The organism is Virgibacillus sp. M23, assembly GCF_034190895.1.
GTDB lineage: Bacteria > Bacillota > Bacilli > Bacillales > Amphibacillaceae > Virgibacillus > Virgibacillus salarius.
In genome coordinates, this window is record NZ_JAWDHA010000048.1 from 1 (window position 1) to 22,441 (window position 22,441).

The following is a 22,441-nucleotide window of genomic DNA, read 5'->3' on the forward strand; positions in this document are numbered from 1 at the left end:
CACTTCAACTCCTGTGGGAAATGTTTGACCTGAAGATCCACTTTTTTGAGCGGGTTTTGCTAAAAAAGTTAGCTGAAGGACAAACCCCACGGAAAGGGAAGTGGGCAGCCGGAGTGGTGGTCAAGTAAGAAGTAGCTATTATTCCATAATAGCTACTAGAGGGAGCGTAAATCTGAGCATGTAGTGATAAGGACTGAGCGAATTTTGCTCCGTTTTTTTTCTAGGAAATTATAAAATTTCCCCTATGGATAAATATAGGCGTGTTGGGCTGCATCCAGCTCCAGCGTCCAGTAACTAGGCTACTTCACGAATCGCCCTACGATTAAGTCATCATTGGCTCACAAGCTCACCGTGATTCCTTTATCTCCGTTGAATCGCTCCAGTCGCTACGTTTCTAATCAGGCGTTTCCGCTTTTGTTATTGTATCTGCTACTTTCGAATTATTAAAAAAGTGCATCAAATTCTAAAGAGCTGCAACTTTTTATGAGGCGAATTCGTTATTTAGGGAGGAAGGGGGAGGAATATTGGATATACAAGACTTATATAAGCTTTATATTTTAGATGTTTCGATATTTATTCTCCCTATGTAAGGATAAGGAATTAGCAGAGGATTTGACTCACGATACATTTATGAAAGCATACATAGCATTAGATAGATCACCGCCAAAGTCCTTTAAAGCATGGCTGTTTAAAATAGCCTACCATCTTTTCATTGATTATATGAGGCACAGTAAAAGAATTGTTTATCAGGAACCAGAATTTTTTTCGAAAATAGCTCACGATCAATCAACAGAACTAGATTTTTTAAAACACTTACATATTAGAGAATTGTACCGAAAGCTTGATCAATTGAAGCCCTTACAGCGGGATGCTATTCTTCTATGTGATATTCAAGGATATTCCTATAAAGAAGCAGCTACTATTCTATCAGTAAAGGAGAACACCTTGAAATCCCATATTTTCCGTGGAAGAGGACGACTTAGACAGCTTTATAAAAAAGGGGAGTGAAGCATGAGCACAGAATGGAAAGAAAAGCTAAAAAAATATTATAATGGTGAGCTGTCAGAGGAGGAAGCTCTGGAAGTAGAGGAGGAATTAGATAGGCTTGATGATTATCAGGAAATACTAGGGAAAGAGATACCATCTGTTGATCAGGAGAATGATCGTGAAGATATACCTCCGGAAAAAGTCCAGCAAATTCTAAACAGTAGTATTCGGCATGCTAAATTTTCCTTAGTAGCCTATGTTGTTATGATCCTATTACTCATATACCCTATTATGGTGATAGCTAGTTATCTGTACTATGGCGTGAATAATAAGGCTGAAGAACTTATAGATGTTGCAATTAATACAGTTTACGTCACGGAGCCAAATGTTAGTCTTGAAGAAATGGAGATAGAGGAGCAGATTAATTTATTTCATTTTCAAGTTCAGATGGATCTTTTCAAACGAATTGGCAAAAAGGATATAAAGCAAGGGGAGTGGCAGGTCAAATATCTATTCGATGATGCAAAAATGCCAGTACGAAACTATATTACAGAATCTCCGAAAGAGCGAATCCCATATTTTGATACAAAAAAACTATATCACCCTAAAGCAACGATTACGAATCGAGATAATACAGCTTGGGATACACTTGAAAAACTGCCAGAAGGAACTGTTTCTGAAATATATGTCTCACTAAATAAACTTACAAACCCAGATGAAATGCCAGACATCGTAGATGGAATGGATGTGGAATGGCGATGGTATGCTATAGATACTGGTTTAGAATCCACAGGTAAAGATCTAGAAGGAAGATATCTGGCGCCAATCGGTTATCCTGCCCAAACAGATCCTGATGCTTGGTCACCGTACAATAATTCAAAATCAAATGAAGCACAATTCTTAGATAGTCTTCATTTACTAGAAAAATATGAAGAGCAAGCGGTAGCCATTTCCCATGCAAAATCATTAGAGCTGAATGATCGGATTAGTTATTTAATGAACCATGGGATTCATGTTTATGCCGGGGTACTTACAGGACCTACAAAAGAGATATTAAAACTACAAGAAAATGAAGCAATTCGAGCGATTCATATAGGGGAGGTGCGATTATGGAATTGGTAAGTTTATTTCATAGAAAAGAAAAAAAGAAACGACTAAAATTAAGAGAAACGAAATTTGGTATCGCGTCTTTTATATGTGCATTGCTTACATTAGCCTATTTAAATATTTTTTTACTAACCTTCGGTGAAGTTGCGGGACTTACGAATATCTTCTTTGGTGTACTACCCTTTCTTGGTACACTTTTTGGTTTAATTAGTTTAACAAGAATAAATTTTAAAAAAACCTTTACCTTGTTAGCATTCAGTATTTATGTATTTACCGCATTTTGTATTGTTATCGTCGGTTTCTTTGAGCTAAGCATTTATCCAAAGCCATGAGGAAAGTAAAAACGTTTTTCACATGGAAAACAGAGAAATACTAGAAATCTTGGAGTAGTCCATCTTTATATTAAACAAACTACTTGCTGGTAAGTGACCAACAAGTAGTTTGTTTTACTTGATTACTGATTTTCTTTACGTTCGATAATCATCTCAACGAATAAATCAATTTGTTTCTTTACTGCAATTGGGTCGTAACGATAAAAAATATCAAAGTCATTATAGAAGATTTGATCTTGTTTATGAGCTTGTAAATTTTTCCAAACAGCAGAATCTTTCAAGTCTTGTAAAGCTGTCCCTTCATTTTCAGGGTCATACGTGGTTAAGAACATATAATCAGCTGCATAGTCAGGGAGTACCTCTAGAGAAAGCTGTTTCGTACTTTCTCCTTCACTGTTCTTCTCTGGCATCTTTAATTTGAGCGCATTATACAAGGCTTGTCCACCTCTACCCGAATTATCACCAAAGGTCCACAATTCCCCTTTGTTTGTAAGCTCATAAATGCCAAATGTTTCATCCGGCTCGATAACACCCTCTAATTTTTTACGACCTTCCTCTCCTTTTTTATGAAAGTCAGTGAGGAATGCTTCTGCTTGATCCGGCTTACCTGTGATGTCACCGAATAGCTTAACGGTTTCTTCTACATCGGATGTAGTACCGTATGGGATATGAATGGTTGGAGCGATCTTAGATAATGCCTCGTAATTATCATCATACATAACGACGATTAGATCCGGTTTTAGCGATAATACTTTTTCTTCATTGAGTGGATAGCCAACATCTGTTGCATCCTTTAATAAATCTGATATAAATGGATTATCAAATGCTGTTGGTTCAGCACCTACTACGTTTGCACCTACGGACAGTAGTTCGCCCCCGTAGTAGTCGGTGACAATTCGTTTTGGTTTAACTGGTATATCGACATTCCCTTTAGCGGTTTCAAAACTACGCATTTCTTCTTGTTTATTATTATCTTCATTGCTATCTTGATTTTCTGATTCTTCTTCTGAGCTATTATTACCACCACATGCTGATAAGAAGACAGCAAGAATAACTAGAAAAACTGGTAAGCGCAATTTTTTAATCATTTTCAATCTCCTTAGCTTATGATTTTTGATATAGATGCCTTAATAGCGCTTTATTTCTTGAATTAAATTTATCGTTATGTGAAGATACCCTTGCTTTTGCTGTTGCATCAGGTTCTAATAATAGTTTTGCTTGATTAACGGCATTCGCTGCATCTACAAATGCTCCAGCAATTAAGTGTACCTTCCCATCAAACGATAAGATATCACCAGCTGCATAAAGACCTTCAATGGAAGTAGCTGATTTCGAGGTTCCTTTTACAAAGAAATCCCTTTCTATTTCAATATTTAAAGGGCTTTCTTTAATAAACGTTAATTCTCGTTCATAGCCATAGCTAATGATAAGCGCATCTGTTTTCACTTCTTCTTCTTGATTTGTCTCGTGGTTTCGTATTTCCACGGCTTCGATTTGATCGCCTTGTGCATTAGCATGCAACTTCTCAATGGTTGAATTAAAATGGATGTTAGCTGTAGAATTCATGATTTGCGAAATATGTGCTTCATGTCCTGTAAATTCATTTTTACGATGCACCATATGTAGCTGCTTAGCTATTGGTTCTAATTCGTTAGCCCAATCAATGGCTGAGTTTCCCCCACCAGATATGATAATGTTTTTATTTTTGAAATGCTCAAGACTTTGTACGGTATAATGCAGATTTGTTACCTCAAATCGATCTGCACCTTCAATATCAATTTTAATTGGATTTAATATACCGCCACCAACTGCAAGAATTACTGTTTTACTTAAATATTGATTACCAGAATGGGAAGTTAATACAAATAGGTTATCTTCATTTTTCTCTATTTTTGTAACTTTTTCGTTGAGAATGACTTCAGGATCGAATGTCAATGCTTGCTCTGCCATTTGATCAATTAAGGTAGCTCCAGTTACAGGAGTTAATCCACCTACATCCCAAATCATTTTCTCTGGATATACGTGTACCTTACCACCAAGCTTTGGTTGATATTCTATAATACGAGTTGATAAATCCCTCATGCCACTATAAAAAGATGCATATAAACCTGCTGGTCCACCACCAACAATAGTTACATCTGTAATATCTAAATGTTGCATATTATAATTACCTCCTTCGCCATTGATGATAATGAGAATCATTATCACTATGACTAATTATACAGAATTTTTTTAGGAAAGCAATAAACGGTTAGAAAAATAAATGACAGGTTTATAAAAAATTTTCAAATAGTAATTGACAGGATGTCGCAAGCGTAGTATTGTATATATCAATTACAAAATATAAACTTCTTATTCAGAGAGGTGGAGGGAATTGGCCCTTTGAAGCCTCGGCAGCGGACTTTACAAAGTACTGTGCCAAATCCAACAAGTCATTTGTGCTTGGAAAATAAGAAGAGAGCGCCAATAGATATGGAAATCTCTTCTTACAAACAAGGAGGGATTTTTTTATTCGGAACAAAATTTTATAGCGTAACTTCTTATCCAGAGAGGTGGAGGGACTGGCCCTTTGAAACCTCGGCAACAGACTCTATGAAGTACTGTGCCAAATCCAGCAAGCTAAGAGCTTGAAAGATAAGAAGAGGATAGTATATGGATGCCTCTTCTTAACTGAAGAGGCATTTTTAGTACAGACATAAAGGAGTGATACATCATGATTACGTTTGAACGTGTAAGTAAAATTTATAATGGAAAGCAACAACAAATAAAGGCATTAGAAGATGTGAATTTGCACATTGAAAAAGGTGAAATCTTTGGTGTTATCGGTTTTAGTGGTGCTGGGAAAAGTTCCCTTATTCGTTGTGTGAACCTATTAGAACGTCCCTCTTCGGGAAAAGTAACGGTTAATAATCAAGATTTGCTAAGCCTTTCTCCAAAGGATCTACGTGAAGCTAAACGAAGCATCGGGATGATTTTTCAGCATTTTAATTTATTAAATGCTAAAACAGTATTCGCAAATGTAGCGATGCCGTTATTACTTGCTAATGTACCAAAAGATGAAGTGAAGCGTCGGGTTATAGAACTACTAGAGTTTGTTGGATTAAAAGATAAAGCAGATAATTATCCAGATCAACTATCTGGTGGACAAAAGCAGCGTGTAGGAATTGCTCGTGCCCTTGCTACGAAGCCAAAGGTATTATTATGTGACGAAGCAACTTCAGCACTAGATCCAGAAACTACGAAATCAATTTTACAGCTGCTAAAGAAGATAAATGAAGAATATAACCTAACCATTTTGATTATTACGCATGAAATGGGGGTTATTCGCGAGATTTGCGATAAGGTAGCGGTATTGGATGAGGGGAAAGTAGTAGAAGCAGGTTCCGTATTCGAAGTGTTTGCACAGCCAAAGACAGAGATTGCACATAAATTTGTACGGTCTGTGATGCATGATGATATTCCTAGATCCGTATATGAGCTGTTAAAAGTGCTGGATCAACGTCAGAAAATTTATCGAATTGTATTCCTTGGGGAATCGACGGGACGACCGCTATTATCAGAAATTGCTAAGCAATATGCGGTTGATGTAAATGTGTTATTTGGCAGTATTACGGAGCTACAGGGAACACCATTTGGCAATTTAATCGTCAAACTAGATGGTGATGAAAATGAAATAAATCGTGCTATCATGCATATTCACCAACAGAAGGTAACGGTAAAGGAGGTGCTAGCAGATGTTAGTTAATGGTCAACAAATTGTGGAAGCATTATGGGAGACTATTGTAATGGTTGGCGTTTCCTTGCTTTTTTCGTTTGTAATTGGTCTAATCTTAGGGATTTTACTTGTTGTCACAAGAAAAGGTCATTTATGGGAAAATAAAGCAGTTTTTACCGTATTAAATGCCATTATAAATGTGTTCCGATCTATTCCGTTTATTATCTTAATGGTTGCTGTCATACCATTTACTCGTTTGGTAGTTGGAACTTCAATTGGAACTGCGGCAGCTATTGTTCCAATGATTTTATATGCGGGCCCATATATTGCTCGATTAATAGAAAATTCACTACTAGAGGTTGATCCAGGTGTGATGGAGGCAGCACAGGCTATGGGTGCAACACCTAAACAGATAATTATGCGCTTCCTTATTCCAGAAGCGCTTAGCTCCTTGTTATTGGGTATTACGATTGCCACCATTGGACTCGTAGGTGCATCTGCCATGGCAGGTGCAGTAGGGGGTGGAGGCCTTGGCGACTTAGCTATTACTTACGGATATCAACGCTTTGATACATTGGTTATGATTATCACCGTAGGGATTCTCGTTATTATGGTTCAAGGCTTACAATCTACAGGCAATTTCATTTCTAAAAAAATTAGACGTCGGTAATGACTATTAATTTGAACGCTTTTTTCTAGCTATTTTTTAAAGCATTTATCGTTAAGTAACGTATTTAAAAATAAGGAGAGAACAGCATGAAAAGAATAACCATCCGTTTTTTATTGATTATATTGACAAGCATTATCACAGCATGTTCGAGTAGTGATGCAGCTACAACAGTGAAAGTCGGGATTAGTGGATCAGATACAGCCATTTGGGATTACGTGGCAGAAAAAGCAAAAAAAGAAGGGATAGATGTCGAAATCGTTCGTTTTTCTGACTATGTTCAGCCCAACTTAGCATTAGCTGAGGGGGAAATCGATGCAAATGCTTTTCAGACGGTATCTTATTTTGATGCTTTTATTGAAGAACATCATTTAGATTTAACCCCAATTGCAACAACAGTTATTGCTCCAATGGGCTTATATTCTGAAAAGCATGATCGTCCAGAAGATATTCCAGAAGGTGGAACCATTGCCTTAGCAAAAGAGGCAACAAATATGGGGAGAGGTCTATTGTTGTTACAGGACGCAGGGTTGATAACGTTAGAAGAAGGATTTGATGGCAATGGTTCATTAGATAAGATTGTTGAGAATCCAAAGAATCTTCAATTTGAATTGCTAGTGGCTGGTCAAACACCGCGTGTTTTACCTGATGTCGATGCTTCTATTATTAATAATGGGATTGCAGTTGATGCAGGTTTTAGCCCGTTAGATGATTCCATTTACCATGAAGATGAAACAGCAACGCCATATATAAATATCATCGCTGTCCAAAAAGAGGATCAAGATGATGAAGTGTTGAAGAAATTAGCAGATATTTATCAAACCGAGGATGTTGCGAATTTTATAGAAAAAGAAAGAGACGGAAATTCAATTCCAACGTTCGTACCGTTAAATGAAATAGGACATTAGACAAATAATAATATAGAGAGGTGAAGAAGATGACTATCGTTACAGGTAATATTGTGGAACTTAAAAAGCGAATTGCAACTTATATTGATGCGAATAAAGAAAGATATATAGGGATTAGTCATACCATACATGAGAACCCAGAAATCGGAAATCAGGAATTCTTTGCAGTTAAAACATTAACAGATATTTTAGTTGAGGAAGGCTTTGACGTTGAAAAAGATATAGCCGGGCACCAAACAGCGTTTATCGCAAAGAAACATGGTAGAGTTAAAGGACGGACCATTGGATTTTTAGCGGAATATGATGCGTTGCCTGGAATTGGGCATGCATGTGGCCATAATGTGATAGGCGCCACCAGTATTGCTGCTGCAATTGGTCTAAGTAAAGTAATTGATGAAATTGGTGGGAATTTAGTTGTATTAGGAACACCAGCTGAGGAAGGTGGACCTAATGGCAGTGCGAAAGGAAGTTTTGTAAAGGGAGGGCTTGTTGACCAGCTTGATGCTGCAATTATCGTACATCCAGGTGCCGAAACTAGTCTAACGTCACCAAGCTTAGCTGTAGATCCATTAGATTTCGAATTTCTTGGGAAGCCAGCTCATGCATCAGCGCATCCAGAAGAAGGAATAAATGCATTGGATGGTGTGATCCAATTGTTTAACGGGATAAATGCTTTACGTCAGCATGTACCAAGTGATGTACGTATTCATGGAATTATTACAGATGGTGGTCATGCTCCTAATGTGGTTCCTGAATATGCAAAGGCACGATTTTTCATCCGAGCAGCATCGAGAAATACATTAAATGAAGTAACTGATCGGGTTAAGTCGATTGCTGAAGGAGCGGCTTTAGCAACTGGTTCACAGCTGAAGGTTACCCCATTTCAAAATGAGGTCGATAATTTTATTATAAATCGTAGTTTTGATGACGTTTTTAAAGAAGTCGTCGAAGAATTAGGGGAGACAGTTAACACAGAAGAAAGAAAAACGTTGGGATCAACAGATACAGGAAATATTAGTCAGATTGTTCCAACAATCCATCCGCATATTAAAATTGGTTCTAGTGACTTAGTTGGTCATACCGTAGCCTTTCGTGAAGCTGCTAAATCAAAGCAGGCTGATGAGGCTCTCATTGTTGCAGCCAAGGCATCCGCATTTACTGCTTTAAAGCTTATTACCGATAAAGCAGTCTATGCACGTATTTATGAAGAATATGTTGAAAGAACTCAAGCATAATAGGGATAATGGGAATATGGGGGAATGAAGATAACATTCTCATTTCCTCCATAATTTTTAACGATTCAACTAGCCTTTTTGGATCCAGAGTGTTCGGTTATCCGCATACAGTAATTTCTCTATTGAATTGAACTTTCACTTTGTTTATAGAGGTTTTTAGTGATAAGCATGTATGAAGTGAATTCAAATATACACATCTGTAAATGACGGAAATTTCCGAAATGGATTATTGTCATTGACAAGCTTATTTATGCATGGTATATTATATTTTGTTGTCACGGAGGTATACCCAAGTCTGGCTGAAGGGATCGGTCTTGAAAACCGACAGGGGTGTAACAGCCCGCGGGGGTTCGAATCCCTCTACCTCCTCCATTTATAAAATAGCGCATAAAATTTTGGAGATAAAAAAACCGTTACCATGTAGCGGTTTTTTTCGCTGTATATGGAAACGGAATTGTTGAAGTTTGCTTATTTCGTTTCTTTTATAAATGATTCGAGAAGTTTACGAGGAAGTGCAAAGCTTTCATTAGCTATTTTTAATAATTGTAAATCGTTGTCTTCACCTTCCTGTGCTTTTATATGGTTCACTTCATTATGTAATTGTTCCATTCGTAAATCGAGGTCTGATGCTACTTTCGCAGCATCCGTTAATTCTTTTGATAAATGATCAGGAATTACTTTATTATACTTATAGTAAATCTTATGCTCAAGACTTGCCCAAAAATCCATAGCAACGGTACGAATTTGAATTTCTACATATACATGTTCTTCACGATCTGACATAAACACAGGTATCGAAAGAATAAGGTGGAGACTTTGATAACCGGTGGATTTAGGATGTTTTATATAATCTTTACAGGAAATCACGGTTATGTCCTTTTGCTGCTGAATCATTTCGCTAACGCGATAAATATCAGAAATAAACGAACAAACAATACGAATACCTACAATGTCATGGATATTTTCTCTAATGGATTCAAGTGAAATATCTAGATTTTTTCGGTACATTTTTTTTAGAATACTTTCTGGAGATTTTATCCTTGATTTAATATGCTCAATCGGATTATAGTCATGGAAATGCTGAAATTCCTCCTGAAGGATCTGAAGCTTTGTGTTAATTTCATCAAGACCAAATTTATAGGTCATCATAAAACGTGTCATTTGATCGCGAATTTGTTTAAGCTGCTGAATTTGATTTATTGAATTAGCCATGTTAGCCCTTCTTTCCTTGATGATTATTTTTAGTTTAGCTTAATTTAACCTAAATTACACGTTTTCTTGACATTTGAAGCATTTCAGCATATAGTACATATCTAACCAAATAATATTTTAAAAAGGCAGTGATTGGACCAGTAATGCAGCGGGCGTACGAAAGAGAAAGGGATCCATCGGCTGAAAGATCCCAGACGTAAACGACTTGTATGAACCTATCCAGGAGCCGTTAGAATAAAAACTGACCGCAGATGAAGACTGTGTTAACAATAAAAGCTGGGCATAGGTTAGCTATGTCAATTTAGGTGGTACCGCGGAAATGCTCTTTTCGTCCTTATTTGAAGGATGAAAGGAGCTTTTCTTTTTGGAAAAACAAATAAGTAGTAAGTATCTAACGGAACGTATTGAATTTAATCTAGGAGGTAATTGGAAATGGATAAAAAAATCGCATTCATCGGAGCAGGATCAATGGCTGAAGCAATTATATCAGGAATGGTTCGGGCAGAGATCGTAGATAATAATCATATTTCAGTAACCAATCGAAGTAATCAGGAGCGAATTTCTCGACTAGAGAAAAGGTATCAAATTAATAGCGTAATGGATAAAGAAAAGATAACAACAGATACAGACATAATTATTTTGGCTACCAAACCATACGATATAGAGCAAGCCATCGATTCTATTAAGGACTATATTACAGCGAATCAATTAATTATATCTGTAACAGCAGGTATTTCTACTACAGCTATAAAACAATTTATCGGTATAAACGTACCAGTTATTCGAGCAATGCCAAACACTTCAGCATCTATTGGTGAATCTGCAACTGCTATCTCTGCTGGAAAAGGTGTAAGTAAGGATCATGTTCAGGAAGCAGTTACGCTATTTAATACGATTGGAACAACGGTAGTAGTTGATGAGGAAGATATGCATATGGTAACAGCAATTTCTGGAAGCGGCCCGGCGTATATTTATTATTTGGTAGAAGCAATGGAAAAAGCAGCCGTTGATTCTGGGTTGCATAAGGATACGGCAAAGGCTTTAATTGCCCAAACAATTCTTGGGGCTGGTGAAATGCTTAGCCAATCTGAAGATACAGCTGATGTATTACGAAAAAAAATTACGAGCCCAGCAGGAACAACGCAAGCGGGTCTAGAATCTTTAAAGAAGAATGGATTTCAACAAATAATCATCGAGTGTGTGCAAGCAGCACGGGATCGATCCATAGCGTTAGGGAAGGAATAATAAGGAGGTACAGCAATGCCGAGTTGTGCTCATTGCGATAAGAACTGGAACTATATGGATACATTAAAGCGTTCCTTTCGAATGAAAATGAAGTGCCCGTATTGTGAAGAAGCGAATTACCTATCAGCGAACAGCAGAAAGAAAAGTAGTATGACATCTCTAATCTTATTACCCTTGATTTTAATAGGTAATATCTATTTAAATCTTTCTATACCTTATGTGATTTTAATTGGACTGCTTTTATTGATTAGTATCGTGACGACAACACCGTTTATGATTGGCTTAAGCAAAGAAGAGGAACCATTGTGGTAAGGGATTTTCCTCATGTTTGTAAAAAGTTATGGAAAGAAATGTTTTGGTCAAGAAGTTTTGTTTGTTGACGACTGGCGGTTCGCCTATTGAAGTAGTTAAAAAATAGATTGAAAATCAAAGGATAAAGTGAGGTGATTTGATATGGCTAAACAAAATAAAGCGTACAAGTTTAGATTGTATCCAACAGATGAACAGGCTTTGGTTATACGTAAAACCTTCGGTTGCGTTCGCTTTGTCTATAACAAAATGTTAGCAGAACGAAAAGAAACGTATGAAACCCTAAAAGATGATAAAGAAGCATGGAAAAAGGTAAAACATCCTACTCCTGCCAATTACAAAAAAGAATACGAATGGCTAAAAGAAGTCGATTCATTAGCGTTGGCAAACGCTCAACTAAATTTAGATAAGGCATATAAAGCCTTCTTCAAAGGGCATGCCAGGTTCCCAAAATTCAAAAGCAAACGCCATAAACAAAGCTACACAACGAATGTCGTCAATGGAAATATTCAGTTGTTGGATGGTCATATCAAATTACCTAAATTAAAAATGGTCAAAATCAAGCAACATCGAGCAATTCCTTCGGAGTACACCATCAAATCTTGTACCTTGTCTATGACTTCATCAGGAAAATACTATATTTCGATTCTTACAGAGTACGAGAAGGAGATAAAAAGGAAGGAAATTGAAAAAGTTGTTGGCTTAGACTTTTCAATGGATGGGTTGTTTGTTGATAGTGAGGGTGAGAAAGCCAATTATCCTAAGTTTTATCGACAAATACTTAATAAATTAGCAAAAGAACAACGTAAACTTTCTCGTAAAAAGAAAGGCTCTGCAAATTGGAATAAACAACGTATTCGAGTAGCTAACATTCAAGAGAAAGTTGCCAATCAACGCAAGAACTTTCTTCACCATAAGTCAAAGGAGTTAGTGTCTAACTTCGATGCTGTTGTGATTGAAGATTTAGACATGAAAGGAATGTCACAAGCACTTAAATTCGGTAAAAGCGTAGCTGATAATGGATGGGGAATGTTCACTTCTTTCTTACAGTACAAACTAAAAGAACAAGGGAAACAACTTATCAAAATTGATAAATGGTTCCCATCTACCAAAACTTGTTCGAGTTGCGGAAATACCCAACCAATGCCTATAGAAATTAGAACATACGCTTGTTCGTGTGGGCTAAATCTCGATAGAGATTATAATTCAGCTCTCAATATCAAAAAAGAAGGCATTCGCTTATTAGCAAGTGCCTAATGAAAATATAAACTCTTGGAACAAGAGGGTTAGCTTGGTCCATTTCGTCAGCTACCAAAAGTGGTGATTACCCAAGAAACCTCCACTTCAAGCAACCCGTAAGGGTGTTAAGTGGTGGGAGTAGTTCACTTCCTATTTCATTAACTCTCTCGATTTCCATCTTCTAGATTGCTGAATAAAATGTCCAATCTTCTCTAGAATAGGTTCAATAGAATTTTCCTGCTTCATCAAATCATAATCAGATATATTAATCCTTAGGATTGGACATGCATTGAAGTTATTAATCCATTCTTCATAACGCTTGTACATTTCCTCCCAATAGGAAATTGGTGTACTTTTCTCCATTTCACGCCCACGTTCTTGAATACGTGCTAGCACTTCATCAAAGGATCCCTCCAAATAAATGAGTAAGTCAGGATGCGGGAAGTATGGTGTCATGACCATTGCTTCAAATAGGTTTGTATATGTTTCATAATCCGTTTTTGACATCGTTCCATTATCATAATGCATTTTTGCGAAAATTCCTGTATCCTCATATATGGAACGATCCTGGATGAATCCACCACCGTATTCAAAGATCTTTTTTTGTTCTTTAAAGCGTTCTGCTAAGAAGTAAATTTGTAAATGAAAGCTCCAGCGTTCAAAATCAGCATAGAACTTCTCAAGATAAGGGTTTGTATCTACTTTCTCCAGCGATGTTTTAAATTTAAGTGCTTTTGCTAATGCGTTTGTCATTGTTGACTTCCCTACCCCGACAGTACCAGCAATGGTAATAATACTGTCATTTGGAATAAGATATTTTTCTCTTAAATGCATGATTGTGTTCCCCTTTAACCTTTTCTCGCCTCTTCAGCGACTTTTTTAAGCTGTAGATTGACCTGATTAATGATACTGTCTAGATCATTTTGATAGCGGACAAAATCCATCTCGTCTCCATTAATGCGGATAACGGGAATAGTTGGATGCATGAGCTCGAATTCATTCATGTAATCCTCATAATCCTGAGACAGCTGTGCAAGATAAGATGGCTTAATGTTTTGTTCTATCTCTCTTCCGCGTTGATGAATTCTTTGCAAAATGGTATCCAAGCTTGCATGCAAATAAATCATCATATTTGGAACGGGCATATCTTTTGTTAAAATATGATAAATCTGTTCGTACTTCTCGAATTTATTAACTGGGAGTGTCCGTCTTGCAAATATCATGTTTTTCGATATATGATAATCAGCTACTACTGATTTATTTTTGCTTAAAAATTTTGTATCAATGTCCTCTAATTGTTTAAATCGATTGCATAAAAAGAACATTTCTGTTTGAAAACTCCATTCCTCAATATCATCATAAAATTTTCCGAGAAATGGATTTTCCTCCACAATTTCCTTTAATAAGTGAAAATCAAAATGTGAGGAAATTTTTTTGGCAAGCGATGTCTTTCCAATACCAATTGGTCCTTCAATTGCAATAAAAGGAACTCCTGCCATAGCTTCATCCTCCAATCCATAACTACCTAAAACAGATGTATTATATTTTATCATACAAGTTAAAGCAGTACCATGTATAATTTCGTATAGTACTTTTCAAGGTCGTTGTAATTTTGTATAATGGATAGTGCTGGATTAGAAAATCCAATTCTATATCAAGCATGAATTGGAAGAATTTTATTGATAATTTCATTGTTATCTAGTTTTCTTACTCATGCAATCATGCCCCCGTAGCTCAGGGGATAGAGCATCGGTTTCCTAAACCGTGTGTCGCAGGTTCGAATCCTGCCGGGGGCGTAGCTTTATGGGCTTTCATTTTTGAAATTGCTCATACCACTTATTAAATTAGAACTACTGTTCTCGCCACTTTATGAGGGGTATTTTTTACCTTGAAACAGAACAATAATAATTGTAGCAAAAAATAAGCCCCGTCCTTAGTTGGATGGGGTACTTATTTTTCCATAATTTCAACCTTAACAGCATGTCTACTAGGGGGGAAACTTTCCAATATTCTATCAAATCATACTCGTATTGGTTGGCCTACTTCTATCTCATCTAAATTAATATCTACATCTGATAAATTAACAGATATTGCATTTGGATAGCTTATTCCCAATTTACTCTCTTCATATTTTTCCAACAATTCCTCTTCCCAAGTAGGTGCAAATAAAAAAGTAGTTTCGTATTTTTGTATTACATAACCTTCTTTTCCTCCATTCCTAGGTGGATCTTTTTGGCGAGACATCTTGATTTAGGTCTTTTTGTTGATTTCCATTGTTAGTACAACCTACAATAAAAATGAATAATATGATCAAATAACTAAGAGACATGCTTTTTCTTAACAAACTTCATAACCTCCAAAATATTGTTTTATACATAAAGATTTATGATATGTAATTAAGAACCTATTTGATATGAGGTTCTTTTCTTTATCTATAGAGTTGATACTAAGGTGCTATTGTGAGTACAAAAGTTATCAACTCATCGTCAGCTTTAGGTCCACCATTTGTATCAATTTTATAATAAACCATATTTTGATCCCAATTGTAAACTGAACCACACATTACCCATTGAGAAATCTGATTATCCTCACTCATTAAATCTCCTGAATATCCATAGATACTTAGAGTTTCAGAATCTAGATTACGTTGGTCTGTCATGCTAAGTGTCCCAGTGACCTCGCCTACATGAAAATCACCTATAGGTTGTACTTTTATTACTGCATAATCATATTCTATATCGTAATTTTCTGACCAACCTCTTGCGTTGTATATTCAATTAATCCAGATTCGCCACGACTGAGCCACTTAAAGATGCTACTACCTTACAAAACCGTAAGACTATATATGGCTTCTTTGTGGTAAAGTGGTTTAGGAACTTTAAAAAAAGGGTGATTTATATGAAGCCAAATAATATTTTGTCCTCGCTCAGCTATTTTAGTATCTTTTTTGCCCCATTTCTTTTTCCTATTATTGTTTATTTTGTTGCCGATAAAAGTGTAAAGCACCATGCAATAAAAGCATTGTGGGCACATCTTGTTCCATTTATAACGATTGTTTGCATTATTGTAATTGCTGTAACACTAGGAATCAGTCAATTAAGTCAAACCGTTAATGGCGGTATTTTAATAGGTGTAGCTATTCTCGCTGTTATTGTAAATGTGTATTTTTTCATTTGGAATCTTGTGAGAGGGATCAAAGTGCTAAATGAAAATTAATATAAATGAAAAGCTCTTATCATTTAATAGCTATTTTGGTTTTCTAGATTACAAACTGGGATTTTAAAGAAATGAGGAAGAGACAAAATAAATTGAGATAAAAAAACTCCGAGCCATAATCCGAGTATACAAAGTGATACCCGGACAGTGGTTTAGAGTTTTATTTTTATCTTTCAATTTTTTGAAATAGTGATGATAACTATTAAAAGAGGGGGAGTTAATCCCCTATGGAAACAGATCGAGTCCGAAGATCCACGCAGTTAAGCAAATTTTGGTTAGCCGCATTAACTGAGACCGTGCTAGTGTAAAGCGTCTATCTCAGAATGAGAAGAAAGAATAAAATGTTATTCGGCTTTAGCTATACCTAGTTTAGTTATGCCTCAACCAATTGCGCTTATAATTATGTTGATGAGTAAAATAATTTCCACTGCATATCAACGATTATTTTTTCTTGCTTGACTGACGATGAGGTCAACTACTTCCTGATATTGTTGCTCTTTTTTAGGTAGAGAAGATGCAATCGTGTGTAATTGACGAACTGCTCCCTCACAAACACTCCACCTGATTGGTGTGTGTTGTTCGCATTCTTCTAAAATAAAATCAATTAATTCCTTTTCTTCCCTCGTGTTTATGTCATGATTAATCTGATCGAGGAGATTCCTGATCTTCCAGACAATCGATTCTTCCGTCTCATTCCAATTCCCAAAGTTAAAAGGAAAAAGAATTTGTTTAGCTTGTTTTGTAATCTCTATATTCTTCTCTAATCGAAGAATATTATAGTCAAGAATAGACGAACTATTGGTGTTTAGGTTCATTTGGTTAGAATATCGCATCTGATAACCTAATCCACCAGTAAAATGAGTAGCTATGTCCATAGCATTTGCCTCAATTTCCATCCCATAGACATCAATTAAACGTTTGGCTAACCAGTTTAATTCATTATAATGATTCTCATGCATATATTGGCTCAACTTTTCATCATTTTCAGCTAACGCAATATTATAGAGATCTAGAATATTTTCAGAGCTGTAAAGGGCGTGTTTTACACGAAGCTGTGAATAAAGCGTTTGTTTACTATGTATATTGCCTTCTATTAATAATTGCTTTTGTTGCTCTTCCACCTTTGCATCGACTTCTTGAATAATTGAAAGAATTAATTGGGATTTAGAGGAAAAATGATTATAGAAGGTCCCTTTGGAAACTCCTGAATGCTTGAGAATATCTTGAACAGAGGTATAGTGAAAACCTTTGGTTTGAAATAACAACTTTGCAGCATCAACGATCTGTTTTTCTTTTGCCATGTATTTTCTTCTCCTAAAAAATATATTGACATTTTTATTATAGCACCTATACTATATAAATGGAATTATACTTAAGTATAAAAAAATAAACTAAAGTAAAAAGGTGTGAATAATAATGAAAGAATCTAATTCTCAGCCAGTAGACATTAATGGGAAACCGTTTAATAGAGCTGGCTTTGTTGTTGTTTTATTAATGGGAGCATTTCTAACTATTTTAAATCAAACGTTATTAGTTACAGCAATTCCTAAAATAATAGAGGATTTACATGTTTCTGCTTATGATGCACAATGGTTAATCACTTCATTTATGCTCATAAATGGAATTTTAATCCCTGCTTCTGCTTATTTATTACATCAAATAGAAAGTAGAAAACTATATTTGATTGCAATGGGAAGCTTCATATTGGGGACAATAATTTGTGCGCTAAGCACCACGTTTTCCCATTTATTGCTTGGACGGATCATCCAAGCGATTGGATCAGGTGTAATGATTCCATTAGTGCAAACATTGATGTTTTTAGTTTTCCCAGCCAATCGTCGAGGAGAGGCAATGGGGCTCGTTGGTATTGTTATCGCCTTCTCACCGGCAATTGGTCCAACTTTAGCTGGGTGGATTGTTGACGTTTATCATTGGCGGTATCTATTTTATTTTGTTTTACCATTGGCTGTTATCAATCTATTTTTAGCATTTTATTTACTTAAAAATGTAATTCCCCTAACAAAACCGAAGTTGGATATTCTATCATTCGTATTAAGCTGTATTGGTTTAGGATCATTGTTATATGGTATTAGCCTTGCTGGAGATACAGGGTGGAGTAATTCAATTGTATGGATTACTTGCGTGATAGGGATAGTAATCTTATTAATGTTCTCTTTAAGACAACTTAGATTAAAAGAGCCCTTGTTGGAACTACGTGTATTTAAAAGCAGAACCTTTGCTGTAACAACGGTTATTGTCTCTATTATTTTTATGACAATGATCGGATCTGAAATTCTACTTCCAATTTTTACACAAAAAATACTTGGCTATTCTGCACTTCAATCAGGTTTAATCCTGCTTCCTGGTGCTATTGTTTTAGGGATCATTTCTCCCATATCGGGAAAGATATTTGATAGGTATGGTATTCGTACGTTAACTATTGTTGGAATGACTATTCTCCTCATTGGTACATGCCCATTCATGTTTCTAACGAATGAGACAACCATATGGTGGCTAATCTTTTTTTATATGTTAAGAATGGTGGGAATGGGACTAACGATGATGCCACTTGCAACTGCTGGAATTAATGCGCTACCTCAGAAATTAGTTAGCCATGGTACAGCAGCAAATAATACTGTACGCCAAGTATTTGCTTCACTTGGTGCAGCTATTATGGTAGGCGTGATGACGATATCGGTTCGTAATTTCTCTACGAGTCAACATGTCTTGACGGAAGCCGGTTCATATTCTAAAGCTATGGTAAAAGGGATAAATAATGGATTTATGGCTGCTTTTGTACTTGTTATTTTTGCATTCATAATCTGCTTTCTAATTAAGGATAACCGAAAAGGTAGATAGGAAAATATTTAGAGGATTTTTTTTGGAAAGTATTTTAAGCAGTTGTTTTGATAAAGTAAATGAATCGGAGCATACTATAATTGAATTTAATAGTGGGGGGTTAGATTATGAACGCAAAAGAGCTAAGAGAAAAAATAAATGATTACTGCGAAGCATATGATAGTTTGTATGGCAATCTAGTTAAGCCTATAAACGAAATGCTTATGAATATTGATGCCGATATATCAGAAAAAACAGCTAATCAAATTTTGGAAAACCTTAAATTATTTCACGAGGGAGATAAATATATAGCAGATTGCCATTTAGATGAGAGCAATAATTTTATCGAAGATGGTATCGAAGCATTAAAAAAAGGGAACTTGGCTGAAGGAGCTTTACAAATTTTTGGGGCAGGATTAAATTTTGCGAGCTTTTCATCGAAAGCCGTTACACATAAAAATATAAACCCTCATGGCATGATCAATGAACGATTTAAATTAATAAAAAACTCACTAGATTAATATACTTCATTTATGTAATTTTTTTAGCTACAGCACTGATAAAGGCGTAAACGTTTTAAACAGTGAAAAAGAATTACACGAAGGCTACATCGTGTTTCTATAATAAAAACAGCACTGAAGGGTATTCGTAAGTTTTTGTTAATTCAAAGGAAAGTGAGCTTTCCTAACAGACTGCTCACTTTCCTACATCACTCGCATATTCCAGTGTTATTTTGGTAATGTAAATGTAGCTTTCTTTCCTTTTGATATATCATTTGCCTCTTGGTCTTTCATTGGTCCGATTTCAACCTCGAATGATTTATCTTTCCAGATTTTCTCGTATTGTTCTTGGTCTAACGTATAGATTTGGAGTAATTCACCAGCGCTACCTGATTCAATCATATCATCGTATTTATAGTTAAGTAACATGCCTTCATTTAGCATATATTGAGAGCCGTCATTTACCGTTAACTTCGACATAATGGAGCTATGTGCAACCTCAGAATCGCTTTTATTGTCAATGTTAAATTTCACGGTTAATAAGACGATTCCATTAGAAAATGCCTCAAAGCGTGGTGCTTCTTCTTTATTTGGTTTAAATTCTGTAAACTGATAACCATCTAGTGTAACCGTAATATCACCTAATTTTTCACTTTCCCCAATTCCGTCTTTTTGACTTAGCATTTTTTTATCGCCCATATTCCCTGCAGTTGCTTTGTCTTGGTAAAATGCTTTATTATCTTCTACTTTTTCTGCTCCTTCTTTATTTAGACTAAAGGTAAACGTACCTTTTTTGCCAAAGGTAGAAGAGAAATCATCTTTTTTAGCTTGTGGTGCAGGGACTTCTGCTGTAGCAGTAGATTCTGCAAGCACTTGCTTCCATTGGTCTTCACCAAAAGGATAAGTATAATAACCAGTTATCGTTTCCCCTGATTTAATGACATAGTCATTAGATGGAGCCAACTTTGTAGGAAGCTGTTCTTCTTCAGGTAATAAATCTCGGTAATTATTGAAAGATTTCTGTGCTCCTGTATAAGATAAATAGAAGGATGGCATATAATATGCATCGTTGTCGGTATCATTTTTCACTGTGTATTTTGCAACAATGACTCCGCCATTTGTTTGATCATTGAATGGAATGGCGTAATCTGTATGGAAATCTTTAAGCTCCACAAGTGAGTAACCATCTAATGAAACAGTTACACCTTCCATTTCATGTGTTTGTGGTTCATTATTTTCATAAACCACTTCCGTAGTTCCTTCTGTTTGTTCTTCCATGTAGCTAATTAACTTGGAGAAATCATTTGAACCATCACTTTCTTGTTGTACTGTTTCTTTTGTTTCCTCCTCTGCTTTTGCTTCATTTTTTGAGTCTTCTTTTGTAGTGGCTGATTCTTTAGCATCATTTGCTTCACTATCTTTTGCTTCATTTTTATCACTGCCACATCCACTTACAATGAGGGCAGTAATAACGATTGTGATGAGTAGCATAATTATCTTTTTCGACATGAATCTGGTACCTCCATAAAATTGTAAAGTTAGTGAAATAATACTACAACTATTGTAAGTTTTATATCGGTAAAAAGTTCTATTGTTGTTTAAAATGAAATAATTAAATAATCTTAGCCCTTTATAAATTCATATATGAAATAATCGGTTGTTATTATTGATTTATCATAAGTTAAACCAATGATTTGATCAATTTAGAACAACAAAAATTGTTTGAGAAATAATAAATCATATCAGACTTATACACTATATTTTCATACAATTGAATTTACTTCGCTGTCAAATTTCCGGATATTTTAATGTCTCTTTGTGGTATAAAGTGACATTAGATGAAGTAACAGGCTAGTAGGGGTAGCCGTTATATCTTAAAGCAAACTGTTAACGTTGAAGATTAAATAGGTATCTCACTACCTTCGTAGTCAATTTCAAACCCAAGATCCTTTAGCATTTGGTGGTCCTTTGTTCCTTCCTGCCCGGCTGTGGTAAGATAATCACCAATAAAGATGGAGTTAGCTGGATATAATCCAAGTGGTTGAAGGCTTCTTAAATTAACTTCACGACCTCCGGAAACTCGAATTTCTTTTGTAGGATTAATAAAACGAAATAGACATAATACTTTTAGACAATAAAGAGGAGTTAACTCATCTGTCCCCTCTAATAATGTCCCCTCCATGGCGTGCAGAAAATTAACAGGAATAGAGTCAGCATTTAATTCTTTTAAAGCAATGGCCATTTGGATAACATCCTCTTTTGTCTCCTTCATTCCTACAATGACCCCAGAGCAAGGCGAAATCCCAATATCTTTTACTTTATTGACAGTTGCAACGCGATCCTGATAGCTGTGACTAGTTGTTATATTGTCATGATGATTTTTTGATGTATTGATATTATGGTTGTATCGATCAACACCAGCTTCCTTTAATTGTTCGGCTTGTCCTGGTTTTAGAATACCTAAACATGCGCATATTTTTAAATTATATTTTTCTTTTATTTCTTTGACTGCACTGGTTACTTGGTTTAGTTCACGGGTGGTTGGTCCTCGACCACTAGCGACAATACAATAAGTGCCAGAATGAAGTTGGTGTGCTTTTTCCGCACCTTGAACGATGGTATCCTTATGCATCATACGATATTTTTGGATTGGATTTGTCGAGTCTCTTGATTGAGCACAATAACCACAATTTTCTGGGCAAGCACCAGACTTGGTATTAATAATCGTATTTAATTTTACTTTATTGCCATAATACGTTTTTCTAATGAGATAGGCACTATGTAGCAAGTCTAGAATTTTATCATTCGGACATTCTAAAATCTGCATGGCCTCTCCCTCTGTAATTTCATATCCTTCCAATACGGCATTTGCTAGTGAATTGAAATTTAACATAGTACGCCTCCTTTAATATTTCTTATCTGTTTCTAACT

23 protein-coding genes, 2 tRNA genes, 1 pseudogene and 2 riboswitches are annotated in these 22,441 nt (G+C 35.8%); of the genes and pseudogenes, 16 read left to right on the forward strand and 10 right to left on the reverse strand.

Features of this window, described 5'->3' with window-relative positions; genetic code table 11:
- Positions 1-561 precede the first annotated feature (561 nt).
- Genes RVS70_RS15980 through RVS70_RS15990 form a run of 3 tightly spaced genes read left to right on the forward strand, consistent with a single transcriptional unit; the run spans position 562 to position 2,426 of the window.
- Positions 562-1,008 (forward strand): RNA polymerase sigma factor, encoded by a 447-nt coding sequence (locus tag RVS70_RS15980; RefSeq protein ID WP_321134005.1) that lies wholly within the window; start codon positions 562-564, stop codon positions 1,006-1,008.
- Between the two features lie 3 nt (positions 1,009-1,011).
- Complete coding sequence (locus RVS70_RS15985) at positions 1,012-2,109, forward strand: anti-sigma factor (RefSeq protein ID WP_051388246.1); 1,098 nt, start codon at positions 1,012-1,014, stop codon at positions 2,107-2,109.
- On the forward strand, positions 2,097-2,426 hold the full coding sequence (locus tag RVS70_RS15990) for a hypothetical protein (protein WP_026679924.1): 330 nt from the start codon (positions 2,097-2,099) through the stop codon (positions 2,424-2,426). The genes RVS70_RS15985 and RVS70_RS15990 overlap by 13 nt, the downstream gene beginning before the upstream one ends.
- A gap of 122 nt (positions 2,427-2,548) precedes the next feature.
- Here the strand turns inward: RVS70_RS15990 and RVS70_RS15995 are convergent, their stop codons facing one another.
- On the reverse strand, positions 2,549-3,514 hold the full coding sequence (locus RVS70_RS15995; RefSeq protein ID WP_321134008.1) for an ABC transporter substrate-binding protein: 966 nt from the start codon (positions 3,512-3,514) through the stop codon (positions 2,549-2,551).
- A gap of 16 nt (positions 3,515-3,530) precedes the next feature.
- Positions 3,531-4,586: an NAD(P)/FAD-dependent oxidoreductase gene (locus tag RVS70_RS16000; protein ID WP_026679922.1), complete on the reverse strand. Its 1,056-nt coding sequence runs from the start codon at positions 4,584-4,586 to the stop codon at positions 3,531-3,533.
- A gap of 189 nt (positions 4,587-4,775) precedes the next feature.
- Positions 4,776-4,882, forward strand: a riboswitch (SAM riboswitch).
- Between the two features lie 81 nt (positions 4,883-4,963).
- Positions 4,964-5,067: riboswitch (SAM riboswitch) on the forward strand.
- Between the two features lie 72 nt (positions 5,068-5,139).
- Here RVS70_RS16000 and RVS70_RS16005 point away from each other — a divergent pair.
- From RVS70_RS16005 to RVS70_RS16025, 5 genes are all read left to right on the forward strand, one after another.
- The gene (locus RVS70_RS16005) at positions 5,140-6,171 is read left to right on the forward strand and encodes a methionine ABC transporter ATP-binding protein (protein ID WP_321134010.1); all 1,032 of its coding nucleotides are present in this window, start codon (positions 5,140-5,142) and stop codon (positions 6,169-6,171) included.
- Positions 6,161-6,811, forward strand: coding sequence for a methionine ABC transporter permease (locus tag RVS70_RS16010; protein ID WP_026679919.1), 651 nt, complete (start codon positions 6,161-6,163; stop codon positions 6,809-6,811). Before RVS70_RS16005 ends, RVS70_RS16010 begins: the two co-directional genes overlap by 11 nt.
- A gap of 86 nt (positions 6,812-6,897) precedes the next feature.
- The gene (locus RVS70_RS16015; protein WP_026679918.1) at positions 6,898-7,716 is read left to right on the forward strand and encodes a MetQ/NlpA family ABC transporter substrate-binding protein; all 819 of its coding nucleotides are present in this window, start codon (positions 6,898-6,900) and stop codon (positions 7,714-7,716) included.
- A 29-nt stretch (positions 7,717-7,745) separates the two neighbouring features.
- A complete protein-coding gene (locus tag RVS70_RS16020; RefSeq protein WP_321134013.1) occupies positions 7,746-8,951 on the forward strand; it encodes a M20 family metallopeptidase in 1,206 nt (401 codons plus the stop codon).
- Between the two features lie 279 nt (positions 8,952-9,230).
- Positions 9,231-9,323, forward strand: a tRNA-Ser gene (locus RVS70_RS16025).
- Between the two features lie 96 nt (positions 9,324-9,419).
- Here RVS70_RS16025 and RVS70_RS16030 read toward each other — a convergent pair.
- Positions 9,420-10,163 (reverse strand): GTP pyrophosphokinase family protein, encoded by a 744-nt coding sequence (locus RVS70_RS16030; protein WP_026679916.1) that lies wholly within the window; start codon positions 10,161-10,163, stop codon positions 9,420-9,422.
- Between the two features lie 432 nt (positions 10,164-10,595).
- On the opposite strand from RVS70_RS16030, the gene proC reads away from it, so the two are divergent.
- From proC to RVS70_RS16050, 4 genes and pseudogenes are all read left to right on the forward strand, one after another.
- Positions 10,596-11,408, forward strand: a complete 813-nt coding sequence (gene proC, locus RVS70_RS16035) for a pyrroline-5-carboxylate reductase (RefSeq protein ID WP_034678423.1) — start codon at positions 10,596-10,598, stop codon at positions 11,406-11,408.
- Positions 11,409-11,423: 15 nt separating this feature from the next.
- Positions 11,424-11,720 (forward strand): TIGR04104 family putative zinc finger protein, encoded by a 297-nt coding sequence (locus tag RVS70_RS16040; protein ID WP_026679914.1) that lies wholly within the window; start codon positions 11,424-11,426, stop codon positions 11,718-11,720.
- A pseudogene (locus RVS70_RS16045) lies at positions 11,717-11,826 on the forward strand (transposase); the annotation flags it as partial. The gene RVS70_RS16040 and the pseudogene RVS70_RS16045, both read left to right, overlap by 4 nt.
- Positions 11,827-11,861: 35 nt before the next feature.
- Positions 11,862-12,974: an RNA-guided endonuclease TnpB family protein gene (locus RVS70_RS16050; RefSeq protein ID WP_121603756.1), complete on the forward strand. Its 1,113-nt coding sequence runs from the start codon at positions 11,862-11,864 to the stop codon at positions 12,972-12,974.
- A 132-nt stretch (positions 12,975-13,106) separates the two neighbouring features.
- On the opposite strand, the gene RVS70_RS16055 is transcribed toward RVS70_RS16050, so the two are convergent.
- Both RVS70_RS16055 and RVS70_RS16060 read right to left on the reverse strand, forming a co-directional pair.
- Complete coding sequence (locus tag RVS70_RS16055; RefSeq protein ID WP_026679913.1) at positions 13,107-13,790, reverse strand: deoxynucleoside kinase; 684 nt, start codon at positions 13,788-13,790, stop codon at positions 13,107-13,109.
- Between the two features lie 14 nt (positions 13,791-13,804).
- Positions 13,805-14,455 (reverse strand): deoxynucleoside kinase, encoded by a 651-nt coding sequence (locus tag RVS70_RS16060; protein ID WP_121604256.1) that lies wholly within the window; start codon positions 14,453-14,455, stop codon positions 13,805-13,807.
- A gap of 224 nt (positions 14,456-14,679) precedes the next feature.
- Between RVS70_RS16060 and RVS70_RS16065 the strand changes: the two genes are divergently transcribed.
- Positions 14,680-14,752 (forward strand) — tRNA-Arg (locus tag RVS70_RS16065).
- Between the two features lie 223 nt (positions 14,753-14,975).
- Here RVS70_RS16065 and RVS70_RS16070 read toward each other — a convergent pair.
- Positions 14,976-15,200: a DUF3221 domain-containing protein gene (locus RVS70_RS16070; RefSeq protein ID WP_026679912.1), complete on the reverse strand. Its 225-nt coding sequence runs from the start codon at positions 15,198-15,200 to the stop codon at positions 14,976-14,978.
- A gap of 202 nt (positions 15,201-15,402) precedes the next feature.
- Positions 15,403-15,615, reverse strand: coding sequence for a hypothetical protein (locus tag RVS70_RS16075; RefSeq protein WP_152525393.1), 213 nt, complete (start codon positions 15,613-15,615; stop codon positions 15,403-15,405).
- 239 nt (positions 15,616-15,854) lie between these two features.
- On the opposite strand from RVS70_RS16075, the gene RVS70_RS16080 reads away from it, so the two are divergent.
- Positions 15,855-16,172 (forward strand): DUF4870 domain-containing protein, encoded by a 318-nt coding sequence (locus RVS70_RS16080; protein WP_026679911.1) that lies wholly within the window; start codon positions 15,855-15,857, stop codon positions 16,170-16,172.
- A 434-nt stretch (positions 16,173-16,606) separates the two neighbouring features.
- On the opposite strand, the gene RVS70_RS16085 is transcribed toward RVS70_RS16080, so the two are convergent.
- The gene (locus tag RVS70_RS16085) at positions 16,607-17,473 is read right to left on the reverse strand and encodes a TetR/AcrR family transcriptional regulator (protein WP_205389386.1); all 867 of its coding nucleotides are present in this window, start codon (positions 17,471-17,473) and stop codon (positions 16,607-16,609) included.
- A 115-nt stretch (positions 17,474-17,588) separates the two neighbouring features.
- Between RVS70_RS16085 and RVS70_RS16090 the strand changes: the two genes are divergently transcribed.
- Both RVS70_RS16090 and RVS70_RS16095 read left to right on the forward strand, forming a co-directional pair.
- Complete coding sequence (locus tag RVS70_RS16090; RefSeq protein WP_121604258.1) at positions 17,589-19,031, forward strand: MDR family MFS transporter; 1,443 nt, start codon at positions 17,589-17,591, stop codon at positions 19,029-19,031.
- A gap of 107 nt (positions 19,032-19,138) precedes the next feature.
- Entirely contained in the window at positions 19,139-19,531 is a 393-nt protein-coding gene (locus RVS70_RS16095; RefSeq protein ID WP_121604259.1) for a hypothetical protein, read from the forward strand.
- 207 nt (positions 19,532-19,738) lie between these two features.
- On the opposite strand, the gene RVS70_RS16100 is transcribed toward RVS70_RS16095, so the two are convergent.
- A complete protein-coding gene (locus RVS70_RS16100) occupies positions 19,739-21,019 on the reverse strand; it encodes a DUF5068 domain-containing protein (RefSeq protein WP_026679907.1) in 1,281 nt (426 codons plus the stop codon).
- A 391-nt stretch (positions 21,020-21,410) separates the two neighbouring features.
- Positions 21,411-22,403 carry a biotin synthase BioB gene (gene bioB, locus RVS70_RS16105; RefSeq protein ID WP_121604260.1) on the reverse strand — a complete coding sequence of 331 codons (993 nt, stop codon included), beginning with the start codon at positions 22,401-22,403 and terminating at the stop codon, positions 21,411-21,413.
- Positions 22,404-22,441: the final 38 nt, after the last annotated feature.